The 26,328-nt window shown below is 57.3% G+C and carries 26 protein-coding genes; 11 read left to right on the top strand and 15 right to left on the bottom strand.

The genetic code is table 11. The features are described 5' to 3' along the window. Nucleotides 1-241 precede the first annotated feature (241 nt). The gene (locus FQK12_RS04800) at nt 242-1,576 is read left to right on the top strand and encodes a 2-hydroxycarboxylate transporter family protein (protein WP_014229846.1); all 1,335 of its coding nucleotides are present in this window, start codon (nt 242-244) and stop codon (nt 1,574-1,576) included. A gap of 64 nt (nt 1,577-1,640) precedes the next feature. Here FQK12_RS04800 and pyk read toward each other — a convergent pair whose 3' ends face one another. Both pyk and FQK12_RS04790 read right to left on the bottom strand, forming a co-directional pair. Further along, the gene (pyk, locus tag FQK12_RS04795; RefSeq protein WP_014229845.1) at nt 1,641-3,083 is read right to left on the bottom strand and encodes a pyruvate kinase; all 1,443 of its coding nucleotides are present in this window, start codon (nt 3,081-3,083) and stop codon (nt 1,641-1,643) included. A gap of 125 nt (nt 3,084-3,208) precedes the next feature. Further along, the gene (locus FQK12_RS04790) at nt 3,209-4,114 is read right to left on the bottom strand and encodes a MurR/RpiR family transcriptional regulator (protein WP_161505349.1); all 906 of its coding nucleotides are present in this window, start codon (nt 4,112-4,114) and stop codon (nt 3,209-3,211) included. Between the two features lie 325 nt (nt 4,115-4,439). On the opposite strand from FQK12_RS04790, the gene zwf reads away from it, so the two are divergent. The 3 genes from zwf (at nt 4,440) to FQK12_RS04775 (ending at nt 8,626) form a co-directional block, all read left to right on the top strand. Then, nucleotides 4,440-5,915 carry a glucose-6-phosphate dehydrogenase gene (zwf, locus tag FQK12_RS04785; protein ID WP_004122041.1) on the top strand — a complete coding sequence of 492 codons (1,476 nt, stop codon included), beginning with the start codon at nt 4,440-4,442 and terminating at the stop codon, nt 5,913-5,915. 220 nt (nt 5,916-6,135) lie between these two features. Continuing rightward, a complete protein-coding gene (gene edd, locus FQK12_RS04780) occupies nt 6,136-7,947 on the top strand; it encodes a phosphogluconate dehydratase (protein ID WP_014229844.1) in 1,812 nt (603 codons plus the stop codon). A 37-nt stretch (nt 7,948-7,984) separates the two neighbouring features. Then, nucleotides 7,985-8,626 carry a bifunctional 4-hydroxy-2-oxoglutarate aldolase/2-dehydro-3-deoxy-phosphogluconate aldolase gene (locus FQK12_RS04775; protein ID WP_004103368.1) on the top strand — a complete coding sequence of 214 codons (642 nt, stop codon included), beginning with the start codon at nt 7,985-7,987 and terminating at the stop codon, nt 8,624-8,626. 45 nt (nt 8,627-8,671) lie between these two features. Here the strand turns inward: FQK12_RS04775 and purT are convergent, their stop codons facing one another. Next, entirely contained in the window at nt 8,672-9,850 is a 1,179-nt protein-coding gene (gene purT, locus FQK12_RS04770; protein ID WP_014229843.1) for a formate-dependent phosphoribosylglycinamide formyltransferase, read from the bottom strand. Between the two features lie 135 nt (nt 9,851-9,985). On the opposite strand from purT, the gene FQK12_RS04765 reads away from it, so the two are divergent. The 3 genes from FQK12_RS04765 to ptrB all read left to right on the top strand — a co-directional run bounded on the left by FQK12_RS04765 (nt 9,986) and on the right by ptrB (nt 13,364). After that, the gene (locus tag FQK12_RS04765) at nt 9,986-10,345 is read left to right on the top strand and encodes a YebG family protein (RefSeq protein WP_014229842.1); all 360 of its coding nucleotides are present in this window, start codon (nt 9,986-9,988) and stop codon (nt 10,343-10,345) included. 144 nt (nt 10,346-10,489) lie between these two features. Then, nucleotides 10,490-11,170 (top strand): tellurite resistance TerB family protein, encoded by a 681-nt coding sequence (locus tag FQK12_RS04760; RefSeq protein WP_014229841.1) that lies wholly within the window; start codon nt 10,490-10,492, stop codon nt 11,168-11,170. 133 nt (nt 11,171-11,303) lie between these two features. Then, a complete protein-coding gene (gene ptrB / locus FQK12_RS04755; protein ID WP_014229840.1) occupies nt 11,304-13,364 on the top strand; it encodes an oligopeptidase B in 2,061 nt (686 codons plus the stop codon). A 6-nt stretch (nt 13,365-13,370) separates the two neighbouring features. Here the strand turns inward: ptrB and exoX are convergent, their stop codons facing one another. Together exoX and FQK12_RS04745 are read right to left on the bottom strand one after the other, a co-directional pair. Next, on the bottom strand, nt 13,371-14,030 hold the full coding sequence (exoX, locus tag FQK12_RS04750; RefSeq protein ID WP_014229839.1) for an exodeoxyribonuclease X: 660 nt from the start codon (nt 14,028-14,030) through the stop codon (nt 13,371-13,373). A 78-nt stretch (nt 14,031-14,108) separates the two neighbouring features. Next, on the bottom strand, nt 14,109-14,339 hold the full coding sequence (locus tag FQK12_RS04745) for a DNA polymerase III subunit theta (RefSeq protein WP_004103351.1): 231 nt from the start codon (nt 14,337-14,339) through the stop codon (nt 14,109-14,111). Between the two features lie 135 nt (nt 14,340-14,474). Between FQK12_RS04745 and yobA the strand changes: the two genes are divergently transcribed. The 3 genes from yobA to FQK12_RS04730 are packed head-to-tail and all read left to right on the top strand — an operon-like array spanning nt 14,475 to nt 16,078. Continuing rightward, the gene (yobA, locus tag FQK12_RS04740) at nt 14,475-14,849 is read left to right on the top strand and encodes a CopC domain-containing protein YobA (protein WP_014229838.1); all 375 of its coding nucleotides are present in this window, start codon (nt 14,475-14,477) and stop codon (nt 14,847-14,849) included. Between the two features lie 4 nt (nt 14,850-14,853). After that, nucleotides 14,854-15,723 carry a copper homeostasis membrane protein CopD gene (gene copD / locus FQK12_RS04735; RefSeq protein WP_014229837.1) on the top strand — a complete coding sequence of 290 codons (870 nt, stop codon included), beginning with the start codon at nt 14,854-14,856 and terminating at the stop codon, nt 15,721-15,723. A 16-nt stretch (nt 15,724-15,739) separates the two neighbouring features. Then, nucleotides 15,740-16,078: a YebY family protein gene (locus FQK12_RS04730; RefSeq protein ID WP_004103344.1), complete on the top strand. Its 339-nt coding sequence runs from the start codon at nt 15,740-15,742 to the stop codon at nt 16,076-16,078. Nucleotides 16,079-16,462: 384 nt separating this feature from the next. Here the strand turns inward: FQK12_RS04730 and FQK12_RS04725 are convergent, their stop codons facing one another. The 7 genes from FQK12_RS04725 to FQK12_RS04695 all read right to left on the bottom strand — a co-directional run bounded on the left by FQK12_RS04725 (nt 16,463) and on the right by FQK12_RS04695 (nt 23,424). Next, complete coding sequence (locus FQK12_RS04725) at nt 16,463-17,422, bottom strand: spore coat protein U domain-containing protein (protein ID WP_014229836.1); 960 nt, start codon at nt 17,420-17,422, stop codon at nt 16,463-16,465. A 14-nt stretch (nt 17,423-17,436) separates the two neighbouring features. Further along, nucleotides 17,437-19,767 carry a fimbria/pilus outer membrane usher protein gene (locus FQK12_RS04720; protein ID WP_014229835.1) on the bottom strand — a complete coding sequence of 777 codons (2,331 nt, stop codon included), beginning with the start codon at nt 19,765-19,767 and terminating at the stop codon, nt 17,437-17,439. 2 nt (nt 19,768-19,769) lie between these two features. Next, nucleotides 19,770-20,534, bottom strand: a complete 765-nt coding sequence (locus FQK12_RS04715) for a molecular chaperone (protein ID WP_014229834.1) — start codon at nt 20,532-20,534, stop codon at nt 19,770-19,772. An 18-nt stretch (nt 20,535-20,552) separates the two neighbouring features. Then, entirely contained in the window at nt 20,553-21,071 is a 519-nt protein-coding gene (locus FQK12_RS04710; protein ID WP_004852079.1) for a spore coat U domain-containing protein, read from the bottom strand. Between the two features lie 22 nt (nt 21,072-21,093). Further along, nucleotides 21,094-21,645, bottom strand: coding sequence for a spore coat U domain-containing protein (locus tag FQK12_RS04705; RefSeq protein WP_014229832.1), 552 nt, complete (start codon nt 21,643-21,645; stop codon nt 21,094-21,096). A 579-nt stretch (nt 21,646-22,224) separates the two neighbouring features. After that, a complete protein-coding gene (locus tag FQK12_RS04700; RefSeq protein ID WP_009651986.1) occupies nt 22,225-22,368 on the bottom strand; it encodes an Ecr family regulatory small membrane protein in 144 nt (47 codons plus the stop codon). A 111-nt stretch (nt 22,369-22,479) separates the two neighbouring features. Then, nucleotides 22,480-23,424 (bottom strand): VirK/YbjX family protein, encoded by a 945-nt coding sequence (locus FQK12_RS04695; protein WP_014229830.1) that lies wholly within the window; start codon nt 23,422-23,424, stop codon nt 22,480-22,482. Between the two features lie 164 nt (nt 23,425-23,588). On the opposite strand from FQK12_RS04695, the gene pphA reads away from it, so the two are divergent. Continuing rightward, nucleotides 23,589-24,242, top strand: coding sequence for a protein-serine/threonine phosphatase (gene pphA / locus FQK12_RS04690; protein WP_014229829.1), 654 nt, complete (start codon nt 23,589-23,591; stop codon nt 24,240-24,242). Here the strand turns inward: pphA and FQK12_RS04685 are convergent. The 3 genes from FQK12_RS04685 to rsmF all read right to left on the bottom strand — a co-directional run bounded on the left by FQK12_RS04685 (nt 24,239) and on the right by rsmF (nt 26,316). Beyond that, on the bottom strand, nt 24,239-24,430 hold the full coding sequence (locus tag FQK12_RS04685) for a YebW family protein (protein WP_004122014.1): 192 nt from the start codon (nt 24,428-24,430) through the stop codon (nt 24,239-24,241). The genes pphA and FQK12_RS04685 overlap by 4 nt on opposite strands. Before the next feature lie 97 nt (nt 24,431-24,527). Beyond that, nucleotides 24,528-24,767: a YebV family protein gene (locus tag FQK12_RS04680; protein ID WP_004852069.1), complete on the bottom strand. Its 240-nt coding sequence runs from the start codon at nt 24,765-24,767 to the stop codon at nt 24,528-24,530. 115 nt (nt 24,768-24,882) lie between these two features. Beyond that, nucleotides 24,883-26,316: a 16S rRNA (cytosine(1407)-C(5))-methyltransferase RsmF gene (gene rsmF, locus FQK12_RS04675; protein WP_014229828.1), complete on the bottom strand. Its 1,434-nt coding sequence runs from the start codon at nt 26,314-26,316 to the stop codon at nt 24,883-24,885. Nucleotides 26,317-26,328 lie beyond the last annotated feature (12 nt).

The raw sequence follows: 26,328 nt of genomic DNA, 5'->3' as shown, positions 1-26,328 counted from the left end.
TCAACTATACCGATGCCGGTAACTTTAGTTTCCGGATAATAAATTAAATTACTTAAAATAAATATTATGCTTTAGTCACAAAGCACGACAGTAAAACCTGGATTTTATTTTTAATGTTAACGTCCTGTGCTAACGTTTTTTTGTTTCATTGGTATTTTGCCTGGCACTTTTTTATTTATTTGATTGCGCGCTTTTTATATTGCGTCGATACCCTACGTGACATCATTATTCAGGTAAAAATATGGAAAATAACTCACTCAACCACCCGATAGATAAAACGCTGCCGAGCGGGCAGGCGCCACGACTTTTATCCAATATTGAGGTCGGCGCCGTGCCGTTGGCGCTATTTATCGGGATAGCCGCAATTGTTGCCATCTCCGCGACCGCAGGCCTGCTGCCGAAGAACATGATTGGCGGTCTGGCGGTAATCATGACCCTGGGGTTCGCGCTGGCTAAAATTGGCCGGATGGTGCCAATCCTCAAGGAGGTTGGCGGCCCGGCCATTTTGTGCCTGATGACGCCGTCGGTGCTGGTCTATTTCGGCATGTTCGAAGCGCATACCCTCGATACCGTGCACTTGCTGATGAAAGAGGCCAATCTCCTCTATTTTGTCATCGCCTGCCTGGTCGTCGGCAGCATTCTGGGCATGAACAGAACCATCCTGATTCAGGGAATGGTACGTATGTTTGTCCCGCTGGTGGTGGGGACCGGGGCGGCGATCTTAACCGGCCTGCTGGTGGGCAGCCTGGTTGGCTACAGTTTCTACCACACCTTTTTCTTTATTATCGTGCCGATCATCGGCGGCGGTATCGGTGAAGGGATCCTGCCTCTATCGCTGGCCTATTCAGCCATTCTCGGGCAAACGCCCGACGTTTACGTGGCGCAGCTGGCGCCGGCTGCCGTGGTGGGCAACATTTTCGCCATCATCTGCGCCGGTTTTCTGGCGCGCATGGGGACGCGACGTCCTTCGCTCTCCGGCAGCGGAATGCTGATCCGCAGCCATGAAGATAACAGCGTCTTTGCGCAAAATCAGCGCGCGCAGCCCACGGATTTCCAACTGATGGGGGCCGGATTATTAATGATTTGCGCGTTTTTTATCGTCGGCGGTCTGCTGGAAAAGGTGGTGCATATTCCGGGGCCGGTGCTGATGATTCTGGCCGCGGTATTTTGCAAATACGCGAAGGTTATCCCGGCGGCGATGGAGCTGGGGGCGCACAGCTGCTACAAGTTCGTCTCCGCCGCGCTGGTTTGGCCGCTGATGATAGGCCTGGGAATGCTGTATGTTCCTCTGGAAAGCGTGGTCGCGGTCTTCTCGGTTGGCTACGTGGTGGTTTGCGGCTCAATCGTCATTGCGATGGCGCTAAGCGGCTTTCTTATCGCTTCTCGGCTGAATATGTACCCGGTCGAAGCGGCCATCGTCACCAGCTGCCACAGCGGGCTGGGGGGGACGGGAGACGTTGCCATTCTCTCGGCATCAAACCGAATGGGATTAATGCCTTTTGCCCAGATAGCCACCCGTATCGGCGGCGCGTCGACGGTGATTACCGCCACGCTATTGTTGAGCTGGCTTGCGTAGTTTAGCGGGCGAGGAGGCAAAAAAATACCTGCCAGCTGCGGCGCTGGCAGGTAGGTGGAGAGGCTTACTCGACGGTCAGAATGCGGGTGGTGTTGGTGCTACCGATGGTGCTCATCACGTCACCCTGAGTGACGATAACCAGGTCGCCGGTCACCAGATAGCCTTTATCACGCAGCAGCGTTACCGCGTCGTGCGCAGCGGCTACGCCGTCATTGACGCTATCGAAATGCACCGGGGTCACGCCGCGATACAGCGCGGTCAGGTTCAGCGTGCGCTCGTGGCGAGACAGCGCGAAAATCGGCAGGCCGGAGCTGATGCGGGAAGTCATCAGCGCGGTCCGACCGGATTCCGTCATAGTAATGATAGCGGTGACGCCCTTGAGGTGGTTCGCCGCGTACATGGCGGACATCGCAATGGCTTCTTCCACGTTATCGAACTGAATGTCCAGGCGGTGCTTGGAGACGTTGAGGCTGGGGATTTTTTCCGCGCCGAGGCAGACGCGCGCCATCGCGGCAACGGTCTCAGACGGATACTGGCCCGCGGCGGTTTCTGCCGACAGCATCACGGCGTCGGTGCCGTCCAGCACGGCGTTCGCCACGTCCATGACTTCGGCGCGGGTTGGCATCGGGTTGGTGATCATCGACTCCATCATCTGCGTCGCGGTAATGACCGAGCGGTTCAGCTGACGGGCGCGGCGGATCAGCGCCTTCTGGATGCCGACCAGCTCCGGATCGCCGATTTCCACGCCGAGGTCGCCGCGGGCCACCATGACAACGTCGGAGGCGAGGATCACGTCATCCATCGCGTCCTGATCGCATACCGCTTCCGCGCGCTCGACTTTGGCGACGATTTTGGCATCGCAGCCGGCATCGCGCGCCAGGCGACGAGCGTAGTTCAGGTCTTCGCCGCAGCGCGGGAAGGAGACGGCCAGGTAATCGACGCCAATTTTGGCGGCGGTGATGATGTCCGCTTTGTCTTTCTCCGTCAGCGCTTCGGCAGAGAGGCCGCCGCCCAGCTTGTTAATCCCCTTATTATTGGACAACGGTCCGCCGACGGTGACTTCGGTGAACACCTTCATGCCCTGAACTTCCAGGACCTTCAGCTGTACGCGGCCGTCGTCCAGCAGCAGAATGTCGCCCGGAACCACGTCAGCCGGCAGCCCTTTATAGTCGATGCCGACTTTCTCTTTGTCGCCTTCGCCTTTACCCAGGTTTGCGTCGAGGAGGAATTTATCGCCGATATTGAGGAAAATTTTGCCTTCTTTGAAGGTGGAAACGCGGATTTTCGGCCCCTGTAGGTCACCGAGAATCGCGACATGACGGCCCAGTTTCGCCGCAATCTCACGGACTTTATCCGCGCGGATCTGATGATCCTCCGCGGTGCCGTGAGAGAAGTTCATACGTACCACGTTAGCGCCTGCGGCAATAACCTTCTCAAGGTTGTTATCGCGGTCGGTAGCCGGGCCTAAGGTAGTCACGATTTTGGTTCTGCGAAGCCTTCTGGACATGTAATACTCCGTTGACTGAAACAACTTTGGTGTTGCGTGAACATGGATTCGGTAGCGCCGACGAGCAAAGTCGCTATACCGGAACATTACCGACGGTGTAATAGGATAGTGCTTTGTTTCTACTTTTATTGGTCATTGCTGTGTACGCTGAGCTCTTTATCAAAGCGCGATTCCTTGAGCGCTTCCTTGACCCTCTTCAAGTTATCTCTGAATTTTGCTCCCCGCCGCAGGGTGAAGCCGGTCGCCAGGACATCAATTACCGTCAGCTGCGCTAAGCGGGAGACCATCGGCATATAGATATCGGTATCTTCCGGTACGTCCAGGGTAATCGCCAGCGTTGATTCCCGGGAAAGCGGCGTGCCGGGGGAGGTAATCGCGATCACCATCGCATCGTTTTCGCGGGCCAGCTGCGCCAGCTCCACCAGGCTTTTAGTCCTGCCGGTATGCGAGATGATCACCACCACATCATCGTCATTACAGTTCATACAGCTCATGCGTTGCAGGACGATGTCGTCGGAATAGATCACCGGCACGTTAAAACGGAAAAACTTGTTCATCGCGTCGTGGGCGACGGCGGCCGAAGAGCCCAGGCCAAAAAAGGCGATTTTCTTCGCCTGCGTGAGCAGGTCAACCGCGCGATTGATCGCCGACATGTCGAGAGAATGATGGACCTGATCTAAACTGGCCATGGCTGACTCAAATATCTTTCCCGTATAGGACTCAACGCTGTCGTCTTCATCGACGTTGCGGTTAACATAGAGCGTACCGTGCGCCAGGCTTTGTGCAAGATGCAGTTTGAAATCCGGGAAACCGCGCGTTTCCAGGCTGCGGCAGAAACGGTTAACCGTGGGCTCGCTGACGCCGGCTTCCAGCGCCAGGGCGGCAATACTTGAATGAATGGCCTGCGCGGGGGTAGCAAGGATGACTTCCGCCACTTTGCGTTCAGATTTGCTAAGGTGTTCCAGCCGGGACTGGATTTTTTCCAGCATATTCATGGGTAATCGGGCGCTCATCAATGGAAGCGATTTCATTAATGGGTGAAATCATCAGGCGTTATAGCAAGAATATACCCCTCCGTAGTCGGAAACGGTGAGGAATGACCTGAAAATATGTTGTTTTTTTTCATTACATGATCAGAGTCGTATTTTACTAACTGATAATCGGTCGAAACAACGAACAATATTAGCCGCATGCCCAAAATCTCAGCCTCTGTTTTCCACCCTGTGCGATTTAGCAGCGGGAACGGCCGCTGAGGGTTTCGGGAAATTCGTAAACACAGTACGATGCAGTGAAAGAAAATTACAAATACAACTATAGTCTGGCATAAGCACCGGGCTATCAACTAAGGAGAATGACATGGCGGTAACGCAAACGGCCCAGGCATGCGATCTGGTCATTTTCGGCGCGAAGGGTGACCTGGCGCGACGTAAATTGCTGCCTTCCCTGTATCAGCTTGAAAAAGCGGGCCAGATCCACCCTGACACCCGCATCATCGGCGTCGGTCGCGCCGACTGGGACAAAGACGCTTACACCAAGGTAGTGCGTGAAGCGATGGAAACCTTCATGAAGGAGAAAATCGATGAAGGTTTGTGGGAGACCCTGAGCGGGCGTCTGGATTTTTGTAACCTTGATGTCAACGATACCAAAGCGTTTACTCGTCTGGGCAAAATGCTCGATCAAAAAGAGCGGGTGACCATTAACTATTTCGCCATGCCGCCGAGCACCTTTGGCGCGATTTGCAAAGGTCTGGGTGAAGCGAAGCTGAACGCCAAGCCGGCCCGCGTGGTGATGGAGAAACCGCTGGGTACCTCCCTGGAAACCTCCCGCGAGATCAACGATCGGGTGGGTGAGTTCTTTGAAGAGTGCCAGGTCTACCGTATCGACCACTATCTGGGTAAAGAGACGGTGCTGAACCTGCTGGCGCTGCGCTTTGCCAACTCGCTGTTCGTCAATAACTGGGACAGCCGCACCATCGATCACGTCGAGATCACCGTGGCGGAAGAGGTGGGCATTGAGGGCCGCTGGGGCTACTTCGATCAGGCCGGGCAGATGCGCGACATGATCCAGAACCACCTGCTGCAAATTCTGTGCATGATTGCCATGTCCCCGCCGTCAGATTTGACTGCCGATAGCATCCGCGATGAAAAAGTGAAGGTGCTGAAATCGCTGCGCCGCATTGACCGCACCAACGTGCGTGAAAAAACGGTGCGCGGCCAGTACACCGCCGGTTTTGCCCAGGGCAAAAAAGTGCCGGGCTACCTCGAGGAAGAGGGGGCCAACAAGTCCAGCCATACAGAAACCTTCGTGGCGATCCGCGTGGATATCGACAACTGGCGCTGGGCGGGCGTACCGTTCTACCTGCGTACCGGTAAACGTCTGCCGACCAAGTGTTCCGAAGTCGTGGTTTACTTCAAAACGCCGGAGCTGAACCTGTTCAAAGAGACCTGGCAAGAGCTGCCGCAGAATAAGCTGACCATTCGTCTGCAGCCGGATGAAGGGGTGGATATCCAGGTGCTGAACAAAGTTCCCGGACTTGACCACAAGCATAACCTGCAGATCACCAAGCTGGATCTGAGCTACTCGGAAACCTTTAATCAAACCCACCTGGCGGATGCCTACGAGCGCCTGCTGCTGGAAACGATGCGCGGTATCCAGGCGCTGTTCGTCCGTCGTGATGAAGTGGAAGAGGCGTGGAAGTGGGTCGACTCCATCACTGAAGCCTGGGCTGCCGATCGCGATTCGCCGAAACCGTATCAGGCGGGTACCTGGGGGCCGGTTGCCTCCGTGGCGATGATCACCCGCGATGGTCGTTCGTGGAACGAGTTTGAGTAATCGCCAGCTCCTCCGTCAGGGTTATTTTACCGGTAACATGATCTGACGCAGCAAGTCGCGTAATTTTTAATCTTTTAAGCCCCGGAGGATTCACCCCCGGGGCTTTTTTTATTACACTGCCTGCAGATATTTTGCCCCTGAGCCCCAGTACTGGTGCCCTAAACCCCTAAAAGTACCGCTAAAGCGCTGCGGCCGGACAGATGAAATTTGAGGAGCCTTTATGAATTCTGAAATGTTACGGGTAACAAATCGCATCATCGAACGCTCGCGCGATACCCGCGAAGCCTACCTCGCCCGGATTAACCAGGCCAAAACCGACACCGTTCATCGCGCCCAGCTGGCATGCGGTAACCTGGCCCACGGCTTTGCCGCCTGCCAGGCGGATGACAAAGCCTCGCTGAAAAGCATGCTGCGCAATAACATCGCCATCATTACCTCCTACAACGATATGCTGTCCGCCCACCAGCCCTATGAGCGCTATCCGGAAATTATCCGCAAAGCGCTGCACTCTGCGAACGCGGTAGGCCAGGTCGCCGGCGGCGTTCCGGCGATGTGCGATGGCGTGACGCAGGGGCAGGACGGGATGGAGCTGTCGCTGCTCAGCCGCGAAGTGATTGCCATGTCCGCCGCGATTGGCCTGTCGCACAACATGTTTGACGGCGCGCTCTACCTCGGCGTCTGCGATAAAATTGTCCCCGGCCTGGCGATGGCTGCGCTGTCGTTCGGCCACCTGCCGTCCATCTTTATTCCTTCCGGGCCGATGGCCAGCGGCCTGGCGAATAAAGAAAAAGTACGCATTCGTCAGCTCTATGCGGAAGGCAAAGTGGATCGTATGGCGCTGCTGGAGTCCGAAGCCGCGTCTTACCATGCGCCTGGCACCTGTACCTTCTACGGTACCGCCAATACCAACCAGATGGTGGTTGAGTTTATGGGGATGCAGCTGCCCGGATCGTCATTCGTGCATCCGGATGCGCCGCTGCGCGAAGCGCTGACCGCCGCCGCCGCCCGCCAGGTGACCCGCCTGACCGGCAACGGTAACGAGTGGATGCCGCTGGGCAAAATGTTTGATGAAAAAGTGGTGGTCAACGGGATTGTCGCGCTGCTGGCAACCGGCGGCTCTACCAACCACACCATGCACCTGGTGGCTATGGCGCGGGCGGCAGGGATTATCATTAACTGGGATGATTTCTCCGATCTCTCTGACGTGGTGCCGCTGCTGGCGCGCCTCTACCCGAACGGCCCGGCGGATATTAACCACTTCCAGGCGGCTGGCGGCGTGCCGGTGCTGGTGCGCGAGCTGATGAAAGGCGGCCTGCTGCATGAAGATGTTCACACCGTGGCCGGCTTCGGCCTCTCTCGCTACACCATGGAGCCCTGGCTTAATAACGGCGAACTTGACTGGCGCGAAGGGGCGACCGCGCCGCTGGACGAACAGGTTATCGCCACGTTTGACAAACCGTTCTCTCGCCACGGCGGCACCAAAGTGCTGAGCGGTAACCTCGGACGCGCGGTCATGAAAACCTCCGCCGTGCCGGTTGAAAACCAGATTATTGAAGCTCCTGCGGTGGTTTTCGAGAGCCAGCATGACGTACTGCCCGCCTTTGAAGCGGGGCTGCTCGACAAAGATTGCGTGGTTGTCGTCCGTCATCAGGGGCCAAAAGCGAACGGCATGCCAGAATTACATAAACTTATGCCGCCACTTGGTGTATTATTGGACCGCCGTTTCAAAATTGCGCTGGTAACCGATGGTCGTCTCTCCGGCGCATCAGGCAAAGTGCCATCGGCGATCCACGTGACGCCCGAAGCGTACGATGGGGGCCTGCTGGCGAAGGTACGCGATGGCGATATCATCCGCGTCAACGGCCAGACGGGCGAGCTAACGCTGCTGGTCGATGACGCAGAGCTGGCCGCGCGTCAGGCGCATATTCCTGACCTGAGCGGTTCGCGCGTGGGAACCGGCCGGGAAATGTTCGGTGCGCTGCGTGAGAAACTCTCCGGAGCAGAACAGGGCGCAACCTGCATCAATTTTTAAGACGATTCGATTTATAGATCTGGCGAGAGAAAATCTGATGAAAAACTGGAAAACAACTGCAGAAGCAATCCTCACCTCCGGTCCGGTAGTACCGGTAATCGTGGTGAAAAAGCTAGAACACGCTGTGCCAATGGCGAAAGCGCTGGTTGCAGGCGGCGTACGCGTACTGGAAGTGACCCTGCGTACCGAGTGCGCGATGGACGCTATCCGCGCGATCGCCAAAGAAGTCCCGGAAGCGATTGTCGGTGCCGGTACCGTCACTAACGTTGAGCAGCTGAAAGAAGTGACCGAAGCGGGCGCGCAGTTTGCTATCAGCCCTGGCCTGACCGAATCCCTGCTGAAAGCGGCGACCGGCGAAGGCACTATTCCGCTGATCCCGGGGATCAGCACCGTATCCGAGCTGATGCTGGGTATGCAGTATGGCCTGAAAGAGTTCAAATTCTTCCCGGCGGAAGCAAACGGCGGCGTGAAAGCGCTGCAGGCGATTGGCGGCCCGTTCGCGCACATTCGCTTCTGCCCGACTGGCGGCATCTCTCCGGCGAACTATCGCGACTATCTGGCGCTGAACAGCGTACTGTGCATCGGCGGCTCCTGGCTGGTGCCGGCGGATGCGCTGGAAGCCGGTGATTACGACCGTATCACCAAACTGGCTCGTGAGGCGGTAGAAGGCGCGAAGTAATCTTCGCGCACTCACCAGAGGCCCGGTCTGCGACCGGGCTTTTTTTTATCCTGCGACCACGACCGCCGCCGCCGCCGCTTTGGCGCGCGCAACCGCTTCCTCAACGTTATCGGCTATCGCCAGCGTCACGCCCAGACGACGCGAACCGTCAATTTCCGGCTTGCCGAACAGACGCAGCTGCAGCCCCGCGCCGACCGCGGCCTGAATATTGCTGAAAGTGACGTTCTGGCTGGTTAGCTGCGGCAGGATCACCGCCGAGGCCGCCGGGCCGTACTGGCGAATCGTGCCAATCGGCAGGCCGAGGAAGGCGCGAACGTGCAGGGCGAACTCGGATAAGTCCTGTGAAATCAGCGTGACCATACCGGTGTCGTGCGGGCGCGGCGAGACTTCGCTAAAAATCACCTCATCACCGCAGACGAACAGTTCGACGCCGAACAGGCCGTAGCCGCCCAGCGCCAGCACCACTTGACGGGCGATTTCCTGCGCGCGTTCCAGCGCCAGCGCGCTCATCTGCTGCGGCTGCCAGGATTCACGATAGTCGCCATCTTCCTGGCGATGACCGACCGGCGCGCAGAAGTGTACGCCATCCGCGGCGCTGACGGTGAGAAGGGTAATCTCGAAATCAAAATTCACCACGCCTTCAACGATAACGCGTCCGGCTCCGGCGCGGCCGCCCTGCTGCGCATACTGCCAGGCGTCAGCCAGCTGTTCGCTGGAACGAATAAAGCTCTGGCCTTTACCCGATGAGCTCATTACCGGCTTGACGATGCACGGCAGGCCTATCCCGGCGACGGCTTCGCGGAAGGCGGGTTCGCTGTCGGCAAAACGGTAGGCGGAGGTCGGTAGCTTCAGCTCTTCAGCGGCCAGGCGGCGGATCCCTTCGCGATTCATGGTGAGCTTTGCCGCGCGCGCGGTGGGGACGACTTTCTGCCCGGCCTGCTCCAGCGCGACCAGTGTATCGGTGGCGATGGCCTCGATTTCCGGCACGATAAAGTCAGGCTTTTCCTGCTCAATCAGCGCCTGCAACTTTTCGCCGTGCAGCATATTGATGACGTGCGAACGGTGTGCGACCTGCATGGCCGGAGCGTCAGGGTAACGATCGACGGCGATGGTCTCAATTCCCAGGCGCTGGCATTCAATGGCCACTTCTTTACCCAGTTCGCCGGAACCTAACAGCATTACCTTTGTTGCCGCAGGGCGCAGCGCCGTACCTAATACAGTCATAACTCTCTTCCGCAGTAAAAAAACATGCGCCGCATTATAAACGAAAACGTTTGCGCATGTCTTTATGCGCGTCATTTGAGTTCGGGGAAGAAATTTGATATACTGTATAAAAATACAGTACTGAGAGGCTGCATCATGGCGGTTGAAATTAAATATGTAGTGATTCGCGAAGGTGAGGAAAAAATGTCTTTTGCCAGCAAAAAAGAGGCCGATGCTTATGACAAAATGCTCGATCTGGCGGAAGTACTGAACGACTGGCTGGTTGAATGCCCGCTAACGCTCGATGAAGAGCAGCGCGATAGCATGGCGATGTGGCTGGCCGAACGTAAAGACACCCTAAACCATATTTTGCGCTCCGGTAAGCTGCCGGAAGCCGAGGTGGCCGCCGAGGCGCCAGCCGATCGCGCAGAAGCAGAAGAGGGCGACAAGACCGACGACGTCGTCGAATCTGAAGCCCCGGCGCCGGCGAAGCCGCGCAAAGCGAAAGCGGCCTGAGCTACGCTGCCGCCGCCAGCGGTTCTGGCGGCAGGCTCCCGCGCTTCCCGGCGCGACATTTGCTCATCTTTAGCTGCCGATAACGTTTCCTGACGTCGCGTCGTTTAGGCTGGTGGTATCGCTTATCGCGCAACGAGGAAATGTATGGCTAACTGGCTTAATCAACTGCAGTCTCTGCTGGGTCAGCAGGGGCGGTCTTCTTCATCTGACGATCAATCAAGCGGCAAAAATTTACTCCTGCCGGGCGCGCTCGGCGGGCTGGCCGGGCTGCTGGTCGCCAGCAAATCATCGCGCAAGCTGTTAGCCAAATACGGCACCGGTGCGCTGCTGGTCGGCGGCGGCGCGGTTGCGGGCAGCGTTTTATGGAATAAATATCAGCAGAAGATGCGCGCCAGCGCGCAGCAGGCATCGGCTGATGTCGCGCCCGCACAGGCGCCATCTCCCGCACCGGCCGAACTCGACGCCCGCAGCGAACGGCTGATTATGGCGCTGGTCTTCGCCGCCAAAAGCGATGGACATATTGACGAACGCGAGCGGGCAAATATCGAAGAGCAGCTGCGTGCGGCAAACGTCGACGTCCAGGCCCGGGTGTTAATTGACCGGGCGCTGGCGCAGCCCCTCGACCCGCAGAGCCTGGCGCAGGGCATCAGCAGCGAGCAAGAGGCGCTTGAAGTTTACTATATCAGCTGCGCGGTCATTGATATTGACCACTTTATGGAACGCAGCTATCTGAACGCCCTCGGCGAAGCGCTGAAGCTCCCGCAGGAAGTGCGTGAAGATATCGAACGGGATATTCAGGCGCAAAAACAGGCCGTAACGCTCTAAATCCGCACGTTTCGCTTGCATCGCTGGCGACTTTTGCCACCCTTATATATTGTGTAGTCACGTCACCCTTCAGGCTGCTTTGAAGCAGCCTGAAAATTTTAGTACTCAATACAAGCCGCAGAAGAATAAGCAGATGCCACCAAAAGCGAAACGGATCCCCCATGCCATGACATTACATGGCGACACGCGAATCGATAATTACTACTGGCTGCGCGATGACGATCGCTCGCAGGCGGAAGTGCTGGATTATCTGCGCCAGGAAAATGAGTACGGCAAAAAAGTGATGTCTTCGCAAAGTAGCCTGCAGGACAGGGTACTCAAGGAGATTATCGACCGTATTCCGCAGCGCGAAGTGTCAGCCCCCTACAGCAAAAATGGCTATCGCTACCGTCAGGTCTACGAGCCGGGCTGCGAGTACGCGATTTATCAACGCCAGCCGGTAGTCAAAGAGGAGTGGGATGAATGGGACGTCCTGCTTGACGGCAACCAGCGTGCGGCCGGCAGCGAATTCTATACCCTCGGCGGATTAGGCGTTTCGCCCGACAACAGCCTGATGGCGGTGGCGGAAGACTATCTCTCCCGACGCCAGTATAGCCTGCGCTTCTTTCCCTTAAACGACGACCGGCAATTTGCGGAAGTGCTGGAGAACGTCTCGCCTGCTTTTGCCTGGAGTAACGATTCGCAGACCCTGTGGTACGTGCGCAAACATCCCACCACGCTGCTGCCGTATCAGGTCTGGCGCCACCGTCTGGGGACGCCGGCCAGTGCGGATGTTCTGGTGTATGAAGAGCAGGACGATACTTTTTACGTCAGCGTGCACAAAACGACTTCCCAGCAGTTTGTGGTGATCTATCTGGCCAGCGCGACCACCAGCGAAGTGCTGCTGCTCAATGCGGAAATGACCGACGCCGAGCCGGTCTGTTTTCTACCGCGGCGTAAAGATCATGAATATAGCCTCGATCACTATCAGCACGCTTTCTATCTGCGCTCTAACCGTGAGGGTAAGAACTTCGGCCTTTATCGCACTACCCTGCGCGATGAGCAGCAGTGGGAGACCCTGATCGCGCCGCGGCACGAAGTCATGCTGGAAGGATTTACCCTGTTTACCGACTGGCTGGTTGTGGAAGAGCGCCAGCGCGGGCTGACCAGCCTGCGTCAGATCAATCGTAAGACAAGAGAGTCCCAGGGCATTGCCTTTGACGATCCGGCCTATGTGACCTGGCTTGCCTATAATCCGGAGCCGGAAACCGCCCGCCTGCGCTACGGCTACTCCTCTATGACGACGCCGGATACGCTGTTTGAGCTGGATATGAATACCGGCGAGCGGCGGGTGCTGAAACAGCAGGAAGTCAAAGGGTTCGATGCCAGCCACTACCGCAGCGAGCATCTGTGGATCAACGCCCGCGACGGCGTCGAAGTCCCGGTCTCGCTGGTCTACCGTCACGAACATTTCCGCAAAGGTGCCAGCCCTCTGCTGGTGTACGGCTACGGCTCCTATGGCGCAAGCATGGATGCGGATTTCAGCGCCAGCCGCCTGAGCCTGCTCGACCGCGGCTTTGTGTTCGCTATCGCCCATATTCGCGGCGGCGGCGAGCTGGGACAGCAGTGGTACGAAGACGGAAAGTTTTTGTGCAAGAAAAATACCTTCAACGATTATCTCGACGTCTGCGATGCGCTGCTGGCGCAGGGCTACGGCGATCCGCGTTTTTGCTACGGCATGGGCGGCAGCGCCGGCGGTATGCTGATGGGCGTCGCGGTGAACCAGCGGCCGGAGCTCTTCCACGGCGTGGTGGCCCAGGTTCCCTTTGTCGATGTCCTCACCACCATGCTCGATGAGTCGATTCCGCTGACCACCGGCGAGTTTGAAGAGTGGGGGAATCCGCAGGATGAAGCCTATTACCGCTATATGAAAAGCTACAGCCCGTACGACGGCGTGCAGGCTCAGGCGTATCCGCATTTGCTGGTCACCACGGGCCTGCATGATTCGCAGGTACAATACTGGGAGCCGGCAAAATGGGTGGCAAAACTGCGCGAGCTGAAAACCGACGATAACCTGCTGCTGCTGTGTACCGATATGGATTCCGGCCACGGCGGTAAATCCGGCCGCTTCAAAAGCTATGAAGGCGTGGCGCTGGAGTATGCGTTTCTGATTGGCCTGGCGCAGGGGACGCTGCCGGGCCAGGCGGAGGTATAGCGCCGATTACTCCCCGAGATAGTGCTTCAGCGTCAGGCGCAGCTCGGGGCTCATGCGATCCAGGTTATTAAAAAGCCAGCGTAAATAGCCAGGATCGTTTTCCGCCACTTCCGAGACCGGCTTGCCGCGGTATTTGCCGAAGGTAAAGGTGGAGAGCAGCGCCGGGCGGCCGGTAATGGTCGCCATCTCCTCAGGCGTCCAGCCGGAGGTGTTGATGATATCGAGCAGCAGGGCCGCGGTGATATAGCAATCGTACAGCGCCCGGTGATGATGCAGTCCCGGTGGCGTCGCGACGCTGAGCTTGCGCGATTTATACAGCCCCATATTGCTGTACTTGATGCCTGGCCACAGGCGGCGCGCCAGCTTCATCGTGCAGATCCACTCGCCCTGCATTTCCGGCAACACCCGGCGGTCAAAGCTGGCGTTATGGGCGACATACCATGGACTGCCCATATACAGCGGCACAATCTCCTCGATCCACGGCTTATCGGCGACCATCTCTTCGGTGATATGGTGAATCGCCATCGCCTGCGGGCTGATAGGCCGGTCGGGGCGAACCAGGTGGCTCATGGGATTGGTGATGTGTCCGTCGACAATATCTACCGAGGCGATTTCAACAATGCCTCCCTGCAATCCGCAGGTTTCTGTATCGATTACGCGCAGCATGGCTCGCTCCAGGCCAAAGAAACCAGCGTAATAGAATGCGCGGGTCTTGCCAACGTGGATGTCCGCAGGGGACGGGAATTATTTCTGTTTCGGTTCATAGGGCAGGCGAGAGAGCGAAACGGAGGCCAGTCGATGGGCGATCAGACGTTCGCGAAACCAGCCGCGCAGATGCTCGGGCTGTTCTCTTTCGACTAAATCAGCCACCACCGGCATATTGTAGCGTTCTTTAAACGCGACGCCCGCCGCGGCGAGATCGACATTCACTTTGTCCATCTCCTCCTGGGATAGTTTAGCCAGGTTCTTTTCCATCGGTTTCTCCTCTGATAACGCCGCAAAAAGTACTAAGCACGCGGCAAAAAGGCAAGTCTCAGACGCTTAGCTCGACTGCGCCATTATACAGGGTTATTCTCTGTGCTACATACATAACAAAAAGGAATGACAACTATGCCAATCATCGCCGGGCGCGCGCTGCGTCTGTCTCTGTTTCTCGCCGGTTGCCTGACCGCAGCAGGCGCATCGGCCCACGCCCATCTACAACAACAGCTTCCGGCGGCCAATACCGTGGTGAACGCTTCACCGCAGGCGCTGACGCTGAACTTCTCCGAAGGCATCGAAACGCAGTTTAGCGGCGTAACCCTCACCGGGCCGCAGCAGAAGACCATCACCCTCGGTAAACCCGTCCGCAGCGACAGCAATAAGGCTCAGCTGACGGTACCGGTTGAGCAGGCGTTGACGCCGGGCGAATATACCGTTAACTGGCACGTGGTCTCCGTAGATGGCCACAAGACGAAAGGGCAATACACCTTTACCGTGAAGTAAGCCAATGCTGAGTGGAGTCTATGTCAGCTTACGCTTTATCCATTTCATTTCGCTGATCGTCGCTTTCGGCTGCGTCCTCTACGGCGCATGGTGGGCGCCGGTGGCCCTACGTCGTTTGATGATGCAGCGCTTCTATCCGCTGATGCGCTATTTATTATCAGCAAGCGCGCTGTCGGCGCTGCTGATGCTGATGGCGCAGGGCGGCTTGATGGGCAACGGCTGGCCGGACGTCTGGCAGCCGGCTATCTGGCAGGCGGTGGCCGGGACGCAGTTTGGCGGCGTGTGGGTATGGCAAATTTTACTCGCCTTTGTGGCGCTGGCGGTGGTCTGGCTGAAGCCCCGGCGACCGGGACGTTTGCTGCTGGTGCTGTTTTGCGCTCAGCTGTTGCTGCTGGCCGGCGTCGGGCATGCCGCAATGAACGATGGCTGGCTGGGGATAGTGCAGCGAACCAACCATGCGCTTCATCTGTTTTGCGTGGCCAGCTGGTTTGGCGGTCTGCTGCCGTTTATCTACTGTCTTCGCCTGGCGCACGGTCGCTGGCGGCAGGCGGCCATCTGCACCATGATGCGTTTTTCGCGCTACGGGCATCTGGCGGTTGCCGGCGCCATCGCCAGCGGCGTGGTAAATGCGCTGCTGATCCAGGGCGGACTTATCAGCGCCTCGCCCTGGGGGCGTATGCTGTTGTTCAAATGTGCGCTGGTGGCGGCAATGGTGGCAATTGCGCTGGTGAACCGGTATGTTCTGGTGCCACGCATGTCGGCAGGCGGAACGCGAGCGGAGCAGCTCATCGTGCGCACTACGCAGATAGAAATTGCGCTGGGGGCGCTGGCGCTGTTTGCCGTCAGCCTGTTTGCCACCTGGGAACCTTTCTGAATAAACTGGTTAAATCATGAAAAAAATCGTTCTGACAATGTTGTTACTGGCAAGTTCTGGCGCTGCGCTGGCGGCACCGCAGGTGATTACCGTAAGCCGCTTTGAGGTGGGTAAGGAGAGCTGGGCGTTTAACCGTGAAGAGGTGATGCTGACCTGCCGTCCGGGCAACGCGCTGTTCGCCATTAATCCCAGTACCCTGGTGCAGTACCCGCTAAACGACATCGCCGAACAGCAGATGAAAGACGGTAAAACCAACGCGCAGCCGATTTCTGTGATCCAGATTGACGATCCGCAGCAGCCGGGACAAAAAATGAGCCTGGCGCCCTTTATTGAGCGCGCGCAGAAGCTCTGCTGATCGCCGCCTGCATCCCGCTGTATTTACATGAAAAAAACCGCCATCCCCCGATACCGGGCGTGGCGGTTTTTTGTTGGCATCAGCAATTTTGATACGAATTATTCGTCCACTTTTGTCGCGGACTGGAAAACCTGACACGGTAAACTATTCTTATAAGGCAAGGCGACTTAGCCTGCATTAATGCCAACTTTTAGCGCACGGCTCTCTCCCAAGAGCCATTTCCCTGGACCGAATACAGGAATCGTGTTCGGTCTCTTTTTATCTGTTTTTCACAAACCGCAGATTCCATTGCAAAACCCCAGTCGCTTTTTTCGGGGCTTTTTTCTTATACCACAACAATAATTTCCTAAACATTTCTTTTACAAAAAATCGTCTGCTAACGTTTTAGTAGCTCACGGTCACCAGTACGGTATCGCTGTAGGTTCCCGCAGGCTGGTTGCTCTGGGTCGGGTTAATCTTGAGGGTGTAGTTCGCGGACTGCGCGGCGCCGGAGCCGGTTACGCTGAGATTGTTGCTTTCCGTCCAGGCGCTGCCGTTGGGCTGGTAAAACTGATACTGCAGCCAGGCGGTTGGTTGGTTCGCAATGGGCTGGCTCATCTGCCGCCAGTCGCCGACGCTGGCGTTAGTGCTGGCGAGGTTGACGGTGTAGGCCGCGTTTTTAGTGCAGCGGATGGCAAGCTGGCCGCTGTAGTGGCTAAAACCGGACGGAAGAGCGGCAGAGGCAAATTCGACGTCCGGCGCGCTGTCGATATAGCAAACATTGGTCACCTTCACCGACACGTTGACCGTAGAGGTCAGGGTTCCGTTATTCGGAATACATATCTTAATGCCCAGCAGATCGAGCCCGACGTAGCAGAATCGGTACACCCAGGTGATGGTTAACACATCGGTATAGGTACCGGCGGGGACGTTGGCTCCCGGCGTGGTTCTGAAGTAGAGCGGCATGGTGCCATCGCCTGAGTTAAATAAACCCAGCAGTTCGAGCAGCGTTGTTCTGGACCAGCTAATCACGCCGCCGTCCTGATAGGCCGGCGAGCACGAGGCGTCAGAACAGACGCTATAAGGGATGGCATCGCCCGCGCCATTAAGCAGCCGCGGAACGCCGTTGCTCTTGTTGGCCGACGCCAGAGTGGCGCTTAACGTATTGGTTGAGTTGAGCGCCACCAGTTCCGGGGTGCAGTAAAACCCCGCGCCGGCCATCACGCCCTGAGGCGCGCTGTTGAGCGCAAAGGAATCCACCGGGCCGATCGCTGGCGCACTGGTTTTGATGCTGCAGGCGGCCAGCGCGGTGCTGGCTTGCCCGAGCGCTAAGAGCATCGCGAATACGAGGATAATACTTTTCAACGTTATCTCCGCTGTTAAGAGGGGCAGCTGACCGGACCTATCCGCTGCGGAACCGGCGTTGAGGACGGAAGTTCGAACTGAATGCTGCAACGAAGCTCTCCGGCGTTTATTTTGACTTCGTTGTGGCGTCCAAGGTGCGAGAACCAGACCACGCCGTCATAGCCCACCAGGCCGCGCTGCTTGCTGTTAACCTCCTCGACCGGCGTACCGACCGGCAGCGGTTGCCCCCTGGCATCGACGAAGACGAGGGTTGCCGAGCGCACGCGGTTCACCGGGAAATCGACCAGCGCTCCGCTGCCTTCGCGCACGGCGATGCGTTTCTCCACCGTCAGAGCTTCGGTGTCCGTTGGCAGCGGTAGCGTATCGAGGGTGACTTTCCCCGGATACCACGCCGTCGCCCACGGGATCAGCAGATGACCATTTTTATCGGTCACGCCGACTTTGCGATTTTCATAATTCACCGCAATATTCGGGTAGTTGCCGGTGGAGACGACGATAAAGGCGTCGTTAATTTGCCGGGCGAAAAACAGACTGTTATCCATCAGCACCACCGAGCCCGCGGCCTCAAACCAGCTGTGACGATCGTCGCGCGACCCGTAGTAGCCTCCGCTCAGCGTTGACACGCGGTTGATCCAGGTCAGATCCGCCTGACTATAGTTATCGCCGCCGATCGAATGGGCGAGGTTCCAGCCCAGCCCGCCTTCTGCCGGAGCAGAGCGGCTGACGCTGATATTTTCTCCCCATTGTCCGGCGCTGGCGCGCTGGCCGCTTAGCTGGACGGAGGTTTGCGAATCGAAAGGGATGATGACCTGCAGCATGCTGGCGTAGCTACCTTCCTGCAGATCGCGGTTGACGCTCAGGCTGAGGCTGCTGCTGAGCCACAGGCCGCGGCTCCAGGAGAGGTTCAGCAGCCGGGTGCGCGAATTATCCTCGGCTTTGATATCAAAGTAGCCAATGCTAAAAGAACCGAGGGTTCGTCCCCACGGACTCAGGCTCAGCGTGGCCTGGTCTGACTGACGGCTGAGCGTGGCGGTAGACCCATAGGTGCTGAGGTTGTCGTAGCTGGCGCTGCGGCGGATATGTTGATAGCTCACTCCCCAGCTACTGCCATAGTAAGAGTAACCCGAGGTGAACTGGTTTCCGTCTCCCTCGCCACGGCTGGCGCTGCCCGACAGGCTGAGGGTGCCCAGATTCCCCACGCCGATATCGCTGCCAATGCCGGCATTGGTTAACCCTTCGCGGTCTTCGGTATGCGTAGAAAGCGTGAGCCAGTTGTTGAATCCGTAGCGATAAATAGCGCTTACCGCGCCGGCGCCATAATCGGCACTCCTGATACCGTAGTTGTTGCGCAGGGCGCCGAGGGTGAAATCAAAATCGCTCAGTCCTTCCCGCAGCAGGGTATTGGAGACATAAAAAGGGATGCTGGTGGAGACCTGGCGACCCAGAGCGTCGGTGGTCACTACGGTGGCTTCGCCGGCGCCGCTGATCCAGGGAACGTTGGTCAGCGTATAGGGGCCGCCATTGATTTGCGCAGAGCTGCTCTTATAGCCGTTGATAAACAGATCGACGCTCGAAGGAACCGCCGCGCTGCCGGATAAGTTAAGCAGCGGATATGTCACCAGATCCGGGCGAACGCTGAAGTTGCGGCTCAGGCGTAGCCCCCCCATGCGCACGGAACTGCTCCACGTCAGGGCGTTACTGACCACGTCCCCGGCCTGGTAGCTAATCATTTGGTCGCTATCGCTGTACTTCCACAGGGTGTCGTAGCGCATATAGCCCTGCTGCTCGTAGCCCGTCGAAGACCAGTTTTGCCGAATCACGGCGTTATTGGAAAGGACGCCCGGCGGGCCGAAAAGGCGCGTTTCGGTGAAGGTGCTGGTGGTTTGCGAACCGCCGGATGAAAAGAGGCTGTAAGCGTCGTAGTTAAATAAAATTCCCGGGCTGCTTATCGCGGTCTGGCCAGGTTGTTCCGTGGTCCCCCCGATGTGCTGCTCGGGGAGCCATTTGTCCGGAACCTGGAGCTTGAGGATCTGACCCGGCTGGTCATATTCCACTTTCACCGAGGGGAGCGTCGTCACATCAACCAGCGCGTCGCCGGTTTGCAGGGGAATATGCGCTTGCTGCAACACGCTGGCCGCGATCCAGTAGTGGCCAGCGTTGACCTTTACCGGAACGGCGCCGGCAAGAATATTGCCGTTGACCGATACGCTGAGGTACAGCTCGTACTCCTGCTTTTCGCCGTAGGATGCCGCAGGCGCAGGCAGGGAATCATAGGTCGCGGCGCAGGCCGTTACCGACGCCATCGCCAGCAGCCCCCCGGACGCCGTCCTTTTCAGATCTCTCATTTTTAACGATTCGCCGGAATTTCCACCGCCTGACCGTTATCCGTTAATTTCGCGAACAGATGCATTCCTGACGGCACGGAAGCGTTTCCGGCGCTCGGGAAACAGCTCTTTTTCTGCGCCAGAACGTAGCCGAGAAGACCATTAGCCTGGGGAATGCGCCCCTTACCGTTCGCGTTCGCCCAGTAAACCGCGCTGAGGCGCGCGTGCTGATTGCCTCTGTTTTCGATGCACAGCGTCTGGCGGTTATTTTGCTGCGAGAGCGACCAGCGCAGCGTGGCCCTTACCGGTTCGACTGAACCCGCGTTCTTTAGCGGCGTAACGCCCTGCCCATAGGTAAACAGCGGCAGGACATAGCGCATGCGCATTTTCAGCCCGGCGGCGTTCTGTTCCGTCTGCGCCGCGGGTTGCGCGGCAGGGATCTCATCGATAACAATGCGATAGGAGTGCTCTTTGCCGTTTGCGATGGGGGCGACGCGCATGAGCCGCACCAGCTGGCGCTGCCCCGGCGCTACCGTGGTAAAAGGCGGGCTGGCGACAACATCCCGCTGATCGGCGTAGACGTCCGCTGACGCTTTTTGATCCCAGGCAAACACGCGCAGCTGCAAATTAACCGGCGCGCTGCCGCGATTCTCCAGCCACAGTTCAGACCCTGTTTCGTGGCTTTCGATCGTTTGAAATATCGGCCATACCAGAACGGAGCTGGCGGCCAGCACGGATGAGGGAAGCAATAAAGCGAATATAAACGGCGCAAATCTACAGCGAATCATAGTTAACCTGTGAATTATCTAATAGGTCAGCGTGACGGTGACCGTGTCGGTATAGGAGCCCACCGCCGGGAAGCCATTCGTGGCAAAAAGGCGGCCATAAACCGTGTAGGTTTGCGTGGTGCTCGGAAAGGATGCGACGCTCAGGGCCAGCGTACTGCTGCCCCAAACGTTAGCGCGGTTGGCGTCCTGATAAAGCTGGTACGCCAGCGTGCTGCTGTTGCCGTTCGACATGTAGCGCTGAGTGGCTGAGCCGCCGTTGACGCCATAGTCGAGGGCGATTGAAATAGCGGTGCCGGGCGTGCAGGTCACGATGATGGAACCTGCGCCGGCGGTACTCGCGACATCCACGTTGCTGTAAAGCGATGACAGGGTGCCAAAATTCAGCGTGCCGAAGTCCGTCGTTTGGGAGCCGTCCCCGGCGCCCAGCGCGCAGCCTGCGGTTATCTGCGCGGAGACTTTGAACGTCTTTTGGGCAACGGCGGCATGGGCGCCCGAGGTAAAAAGCAGAAGTAATGTAAGCCACTCTGGTCGAAGCATGAAGCCCATTTTCCTTATGCGGTTACCAGGCTAAGGTCGCGGTGACAATGTCGTCATACACATCGGCTGTCGGCGCGTTGACGCTCTGGTCTTCGGGGCGAATGCGGGCAAAAACAGGAATCGCCTGTGGATTCCCTGTGCCAATGATAGGTATCGTGCCGCCAGGCAGGATTTCGTTATTGCGGGCGGCATCCGAATAGAGCCGATAGGCAATCTGCTGGGTGCCACCGGCGTTTTTCATATAGCGCAGCGCAGCATCGCCAGACTGGCCGCCGTCAAGCGTCAGGGTCGAGGCAAGATCCTCGGTGCAGGTCACGGTTAGGGCGTTTCCGCCGCCGCTGCCGGTGATCTCCGCATCAATGGAGTTGGCTAAATCGCCATAGGAGCCGAAATTAATGTTGCCCCAGCGGTTGTTTTCGCCATTGCGGACATTCGATACGCTGCATCCGCTGCCGAGCGTCACCTGGACGCCAATCTGGCCGCTTAAGGTTCCCGCTGCAGAAGCCGGTTGAAGAATGACTATGGCGCTCAGTAAGCCGCCCAGGAGACTGCGCGAGATCGTTGTGACGTTCATAGAGAACCTCTTAGTGGAAAGCCGCTGAAGAAAAACAACAATGTAGCGATAGACGTTGGTCACCGATTAAGTGCCGCGGTTTTGTTGGTTAACGTATAACTACTCCTGCAAGATATGTGTAATTTTGTATTTATGGCTGGTTATGTGTTTTTTATTGGATTGTTGTTCTGTGTTTATGCCTTTTATGTGGATGCAAACTCTTTTTGTTAATTAATTGTTGGTGTTATGTTTTTTAATTGTGTTTTGAAGGGGCGTGAAAATAGGGCGATTTTTTCTTAAATCACAATCTGGCGCAAAGTTTGCAACAAAAAATCTGGACAAAAAGGCGGGTATAGACACTGGAGGCGCCGTTGAGCAAGGGCGAGGAGAAAACACCTGCACAAAATCAGGCCCATAGTGCAGGTGAACTTTACGGGCCAACATCGGAAGTGACCCAGTATACACATTTGTATGACAAATGAAATAATAGATAAGAGACGGTTTTTCACTTTTTTGGCGGTTATTCTTCTGACCGCGCTATGGGTTATTGTCAGGGAGGCGAAGGGGGCGAACGGCGGCGTGAAAATAATGGGCAACGATTTATTCTGGCGCCACAAAAGAGGGGTACAGCCATGTTTCCAGAAAGCTCACCAGAAACCATATTTGTCCGCTAAAAATAAACCACAGAGCAGCGGTCAAAATAATCAACAGGATAGCCAGCAGGAGTAATTCTGTTTTGCTCATAACTTCACTAGCCGTCCGCAAGGAGTACAACGAAGTTATGATAGTAACTAAAGCGCCGTTGAAGATGCAAACGCCGTTGTGCTAAACGGCGTTGGCGAAGCGGCGGGAGAGCTAATCCATGAGTATCGCCATCTGAGCGGCCATATCATCCAGCAGCTGGAAGCGGCGACGATATTCGGCGCGTTTCTTACTGGCGATGCTCTCAAGCGTCTTTCTTTCCAGCTGCAGCGGCAGGCGCCAGCGCCAGGCGCCGTCGGCGACCCCATCGATAGAGTGCCAGAACTCATTATAGCTGGCGTGAAAATGGCGCCCTTTACTCAGCCGATAGCGCAGCGCGCGGAAGACGTGGCCGCTGTCGCTGACCCCGTAAATGTGATGAATGTTGCAACGCGCCGCCATTAACCAGATAAATTCCATCAGCAGGCGTTTCGGGAACAGGCCGTAACAGGCGCGGGTCGCCCGTTTAATCACTTCGTGCGGAACGGTGCTGCGCGGCCCCTGCAGGCCGCCGATAGTCAACTGCCATTGCTCCTGCTGGCGGGTGACGCTAAAGGTCGCGCTGGCAAGCACAATCTCATCGCTATCGCGCAGCCACAGCGTCGTTTCGCCCTCGCGTTCGGCTTTGCCCGCCGAGGAAGCGGAGAGCGTAAACCGGCTGTCGTCTTTGCCTGTCAGCTCAAGCAGCGGCACATCTTTCGCTGCGGTCATGGCCCCGGCGAGGCGCGAGGCGCCCAGGGAATCAACGAACTGATAGTGGCTGATAATGGCCTGAGCGCGCTGGCTGGCGTTTAACCCGCGGGTTAAATACTGGCGATGGACTTTGCCCGGCAGCGTCACCTGAGCGGCGAGCAGCTGATTAAAATCCGCACGCGCTGACAGGCTCTCCAGCATGCCGCGCGTTGGCGCATAAAATAATGCCGTGCGCAGTAAAAACTTAAGCCGGTAATGACGTTGTTGCCAGATGGGGGCGGGGGTGATCCGGCCCATCACCAGATCGGCAATGAGATTTGGGCGTCGCTCAACTACGCTGGCTGAATGCAGGCTGTTATCCGTCACGATGAATACCTCGGTGTTATTTAGCCTCTATTCTATGGATATATCGTGGGGAGCTTAATGCCCGGCCGGACTATATTTGGCTTTCGTTTAAAATCGATTGAGGTGCCAATTTACGGGCGGTGAAGCCGCAGGGTTTTCCTATAATTATGCGAGGAGGACGAAATATGTATCAGCGTATTTACGGTTGCGACTGGCGTAATATCTGGCTGGTGGGCGACCTGCACGGCTGTTTCGCACGCCTGATGGCGGCCCTTCGTGAGCGCAAGTTTGACCCTTACCAGGATCTGCTTCTTTCGGTGGGCGATCTGATCGATCGTGGGCCACAAAGCGCGGAGTGTCTGGATTTACTGCGCTATCGCTGGGTTTACGCGGTGCGTGGAAACCATGAACAGATGGCGCTGGAGGCGCTTGCCGACGGCGATATGAGGCTCTGGGAGATGAACGGAGGCGACTGGTATACGCAGCGTGCGGCGAGCCAAAAGCAACGCCTTACGGCGCTTATTGCCCGCTGCCGCCGACTGCCGTTGATTATTGAACTCCACAGCGGTGAGCAGGTGCACGTGATTGCCCACGCTGATTACCCCGCCGCGGTTTATCGCTGGCAGCGCGCTGTCGATGAGCACCAGGTGCTGTGGCGTCGGCAGCGTCTTACCGACCACCTCGCCGGGCGTCACGGCGCGATTGCCGGCGCAGACCATTTCTGGTTCGGCCATACGCCGCTGAAACGACGCTACGACAGCGATAACCAGCACTATATCGATACGGGGGCCGTGTTTGGTGGAGAGCTAACCCTGGTGGCGCTACAGCTGGCAGGCTAAAAATCGCTGTATTCTCGGGCGGGAAGCCAGAAACTATCGATAAAATCTTCTACCGGAAAGCAGCCGCCGTGGCGTATCCGCTGATCGTCCATGGCCGTTGTGCACTGCCGCTCGTTATCGTAAACATCGACAACGATATCTTCACAGCCGCCGTCCAGGTAACAAATAAACAGCACTAAGGCAAACATCCGAGCCTCATATCCTGAAAAACATAGCGTTAAGTGTAGGAGATGACGGAGAAGCGGGGAAATAAATAACCCGTCTCAGGCGACGGGTTCAATTGAGTCAGGCGAGGCGCATGACCCAGGCATCGGACTGGCGATCGTAGTGCTTACGGTAGAGGACGGAATGTTCACCATCAAGTATGGCGGGTACGCTGGTGTCCGCGTCCCATGCATCAAGCTGCATACATAAATCCGGATCGGATTTGCAGGGGATGCTTAACGTTCGCTCTCCCTGCTGTTCGCCGTGCAGTTCGGCGTCGTCTATCTCAAACGCGCCGATACGTACGTTAGTTTTGGCCATAAATTCACCCCGTTTGTCTGCTGAGTTGTGGTACGACCAGTTAAGGCCGCCATTTTTCAGCGTAGACAAACGGGCGTAAAGCGCCAGTGAAAAAATGCTGTTTTTCGACGCGCCATCACGCTTTTTTGCTAAAAAGCTTACCGTCACGCACCAGTTCGCGGGGATAGCTATTTTTTAAACGCGACCCGACTTTTTTCGCCAGCCCGATCGGCGCGCCCTGATAGGTGACAATCGCATCATCCTTCTGCGGGAGCGTTTCAGGATAGATATCGCGACCGCGATACCACTCTTCCGCTTCGGCCTCCGTCAGCGCCAGGGGAGCGGCCGGCGCGGCAAGCGCAATCACCGCTTCGTGCTGCCAGCGGTAGCCTTTGTTATGGGTTTCGGCGAGCCGGATGCCGATGCGGGAAAAGCGCACTTTGCCGAATAACGCTTCGAGCGCCTGTGGGAATAACCAGATTTCTTTATCGCGCTGCCAGAGCGTATGGTCGGCGGTCCACTGCAAACCGACGGCGGCGGCGGCGGCAATCACGGCGGCGGATTCGCGGGTTTTAAGCGGCGTGAAGGGGAATTTCCCCACTTTATAACCCGGCGCCGGAAGCGGATCGATGGCCGCGGTTTTACGTAAACGGGCGACGAAGAACCCTTCGCAGTCAAAAATCTGCGGGAAGACGTGCAGGAAGCCCTCCTCGGTGAGGGCTTCGCTGGCCTGCGGGAACAGTGAACCGAGCGGCACGACTTCTACCGCCTGCGGATAGCGCGCCAGCAGCCCGTTGACCACCTCTTCGTTTTCTTGCCGGTTCAGGGTACAGGTGGAGTAAACCAGCGTCCCGCCGGGGCGAAGGGCGTGAAACGCGCTGTCAATCAGCTCGCGCTGGGTCACCGCAATTTCCGCGTTGCTTTCCGGCGACCAGTTTTTCAGCGCATCGGGATCTTTACGTACTACCCCTTCGCCGGAGCAGGGGGCGTCGAGCAGGATCGCGTCAAAGCATTCCGGCAGCGCGGCGCCGAATACCCGACCATCGAAATGGGTCAGCGCCACGTTGCTGATTCCACAGCGGCTGATGTTGGCGTGCAGGACTTTAACCCGGCTGGCGGAATATTCATTGGCCAGAATGCCGCCTTCATTACCCATGCGGGCGGCGATTTGCGTGGTTTTAGAACCCGGCGCGGCGGCGACGTCCATCACCCGCTTCGGCATCTGTCCGTTGGCAAACAGCGCGGCGACCGGCAGCATGGAGCTGGCTTCCTGAATGTAAAACAGCCCGCTAAGGTGCTCGGCCGTGCTGCCCAGCGGCAGGTCGTCTTCATCTTCACGCTCGATCCAGAAACCCTCTTCGCACCACGGAACCGGCGTGAGCTGCCAGCGGTAGGGGGCGACCAGCTGCAAAAAATCAGCCACCGTGATTTTCAGCGTATTGACGCGAATGCTTCGCCGCAGCGGGCGCTGGCAGGCGGCGATAAAGTCGTCAAAAGAGAGATGCGTCGGCATTGCCGCACGCATTTGAGCGAGGAATTCTTCAGGAAGATAGACAGCGTTTTGAGCCACGGGGAGCGCACC

The organism is Klebsiella sp. ME-303, assembly GCF_007910085.1.
Classification (GTDB): Bacteria; Pseudomonadota; Gammaproteobacteria; order Enterobacterales; family Enterobacteriaceae; genus Klebsiella; species Klebsiella michiganensis.
The sequence above is the reverse complement of the archived record's forward strand: the minus strand, read 5'-3'. Positions and strand labels throughout refer to the sequence as shown.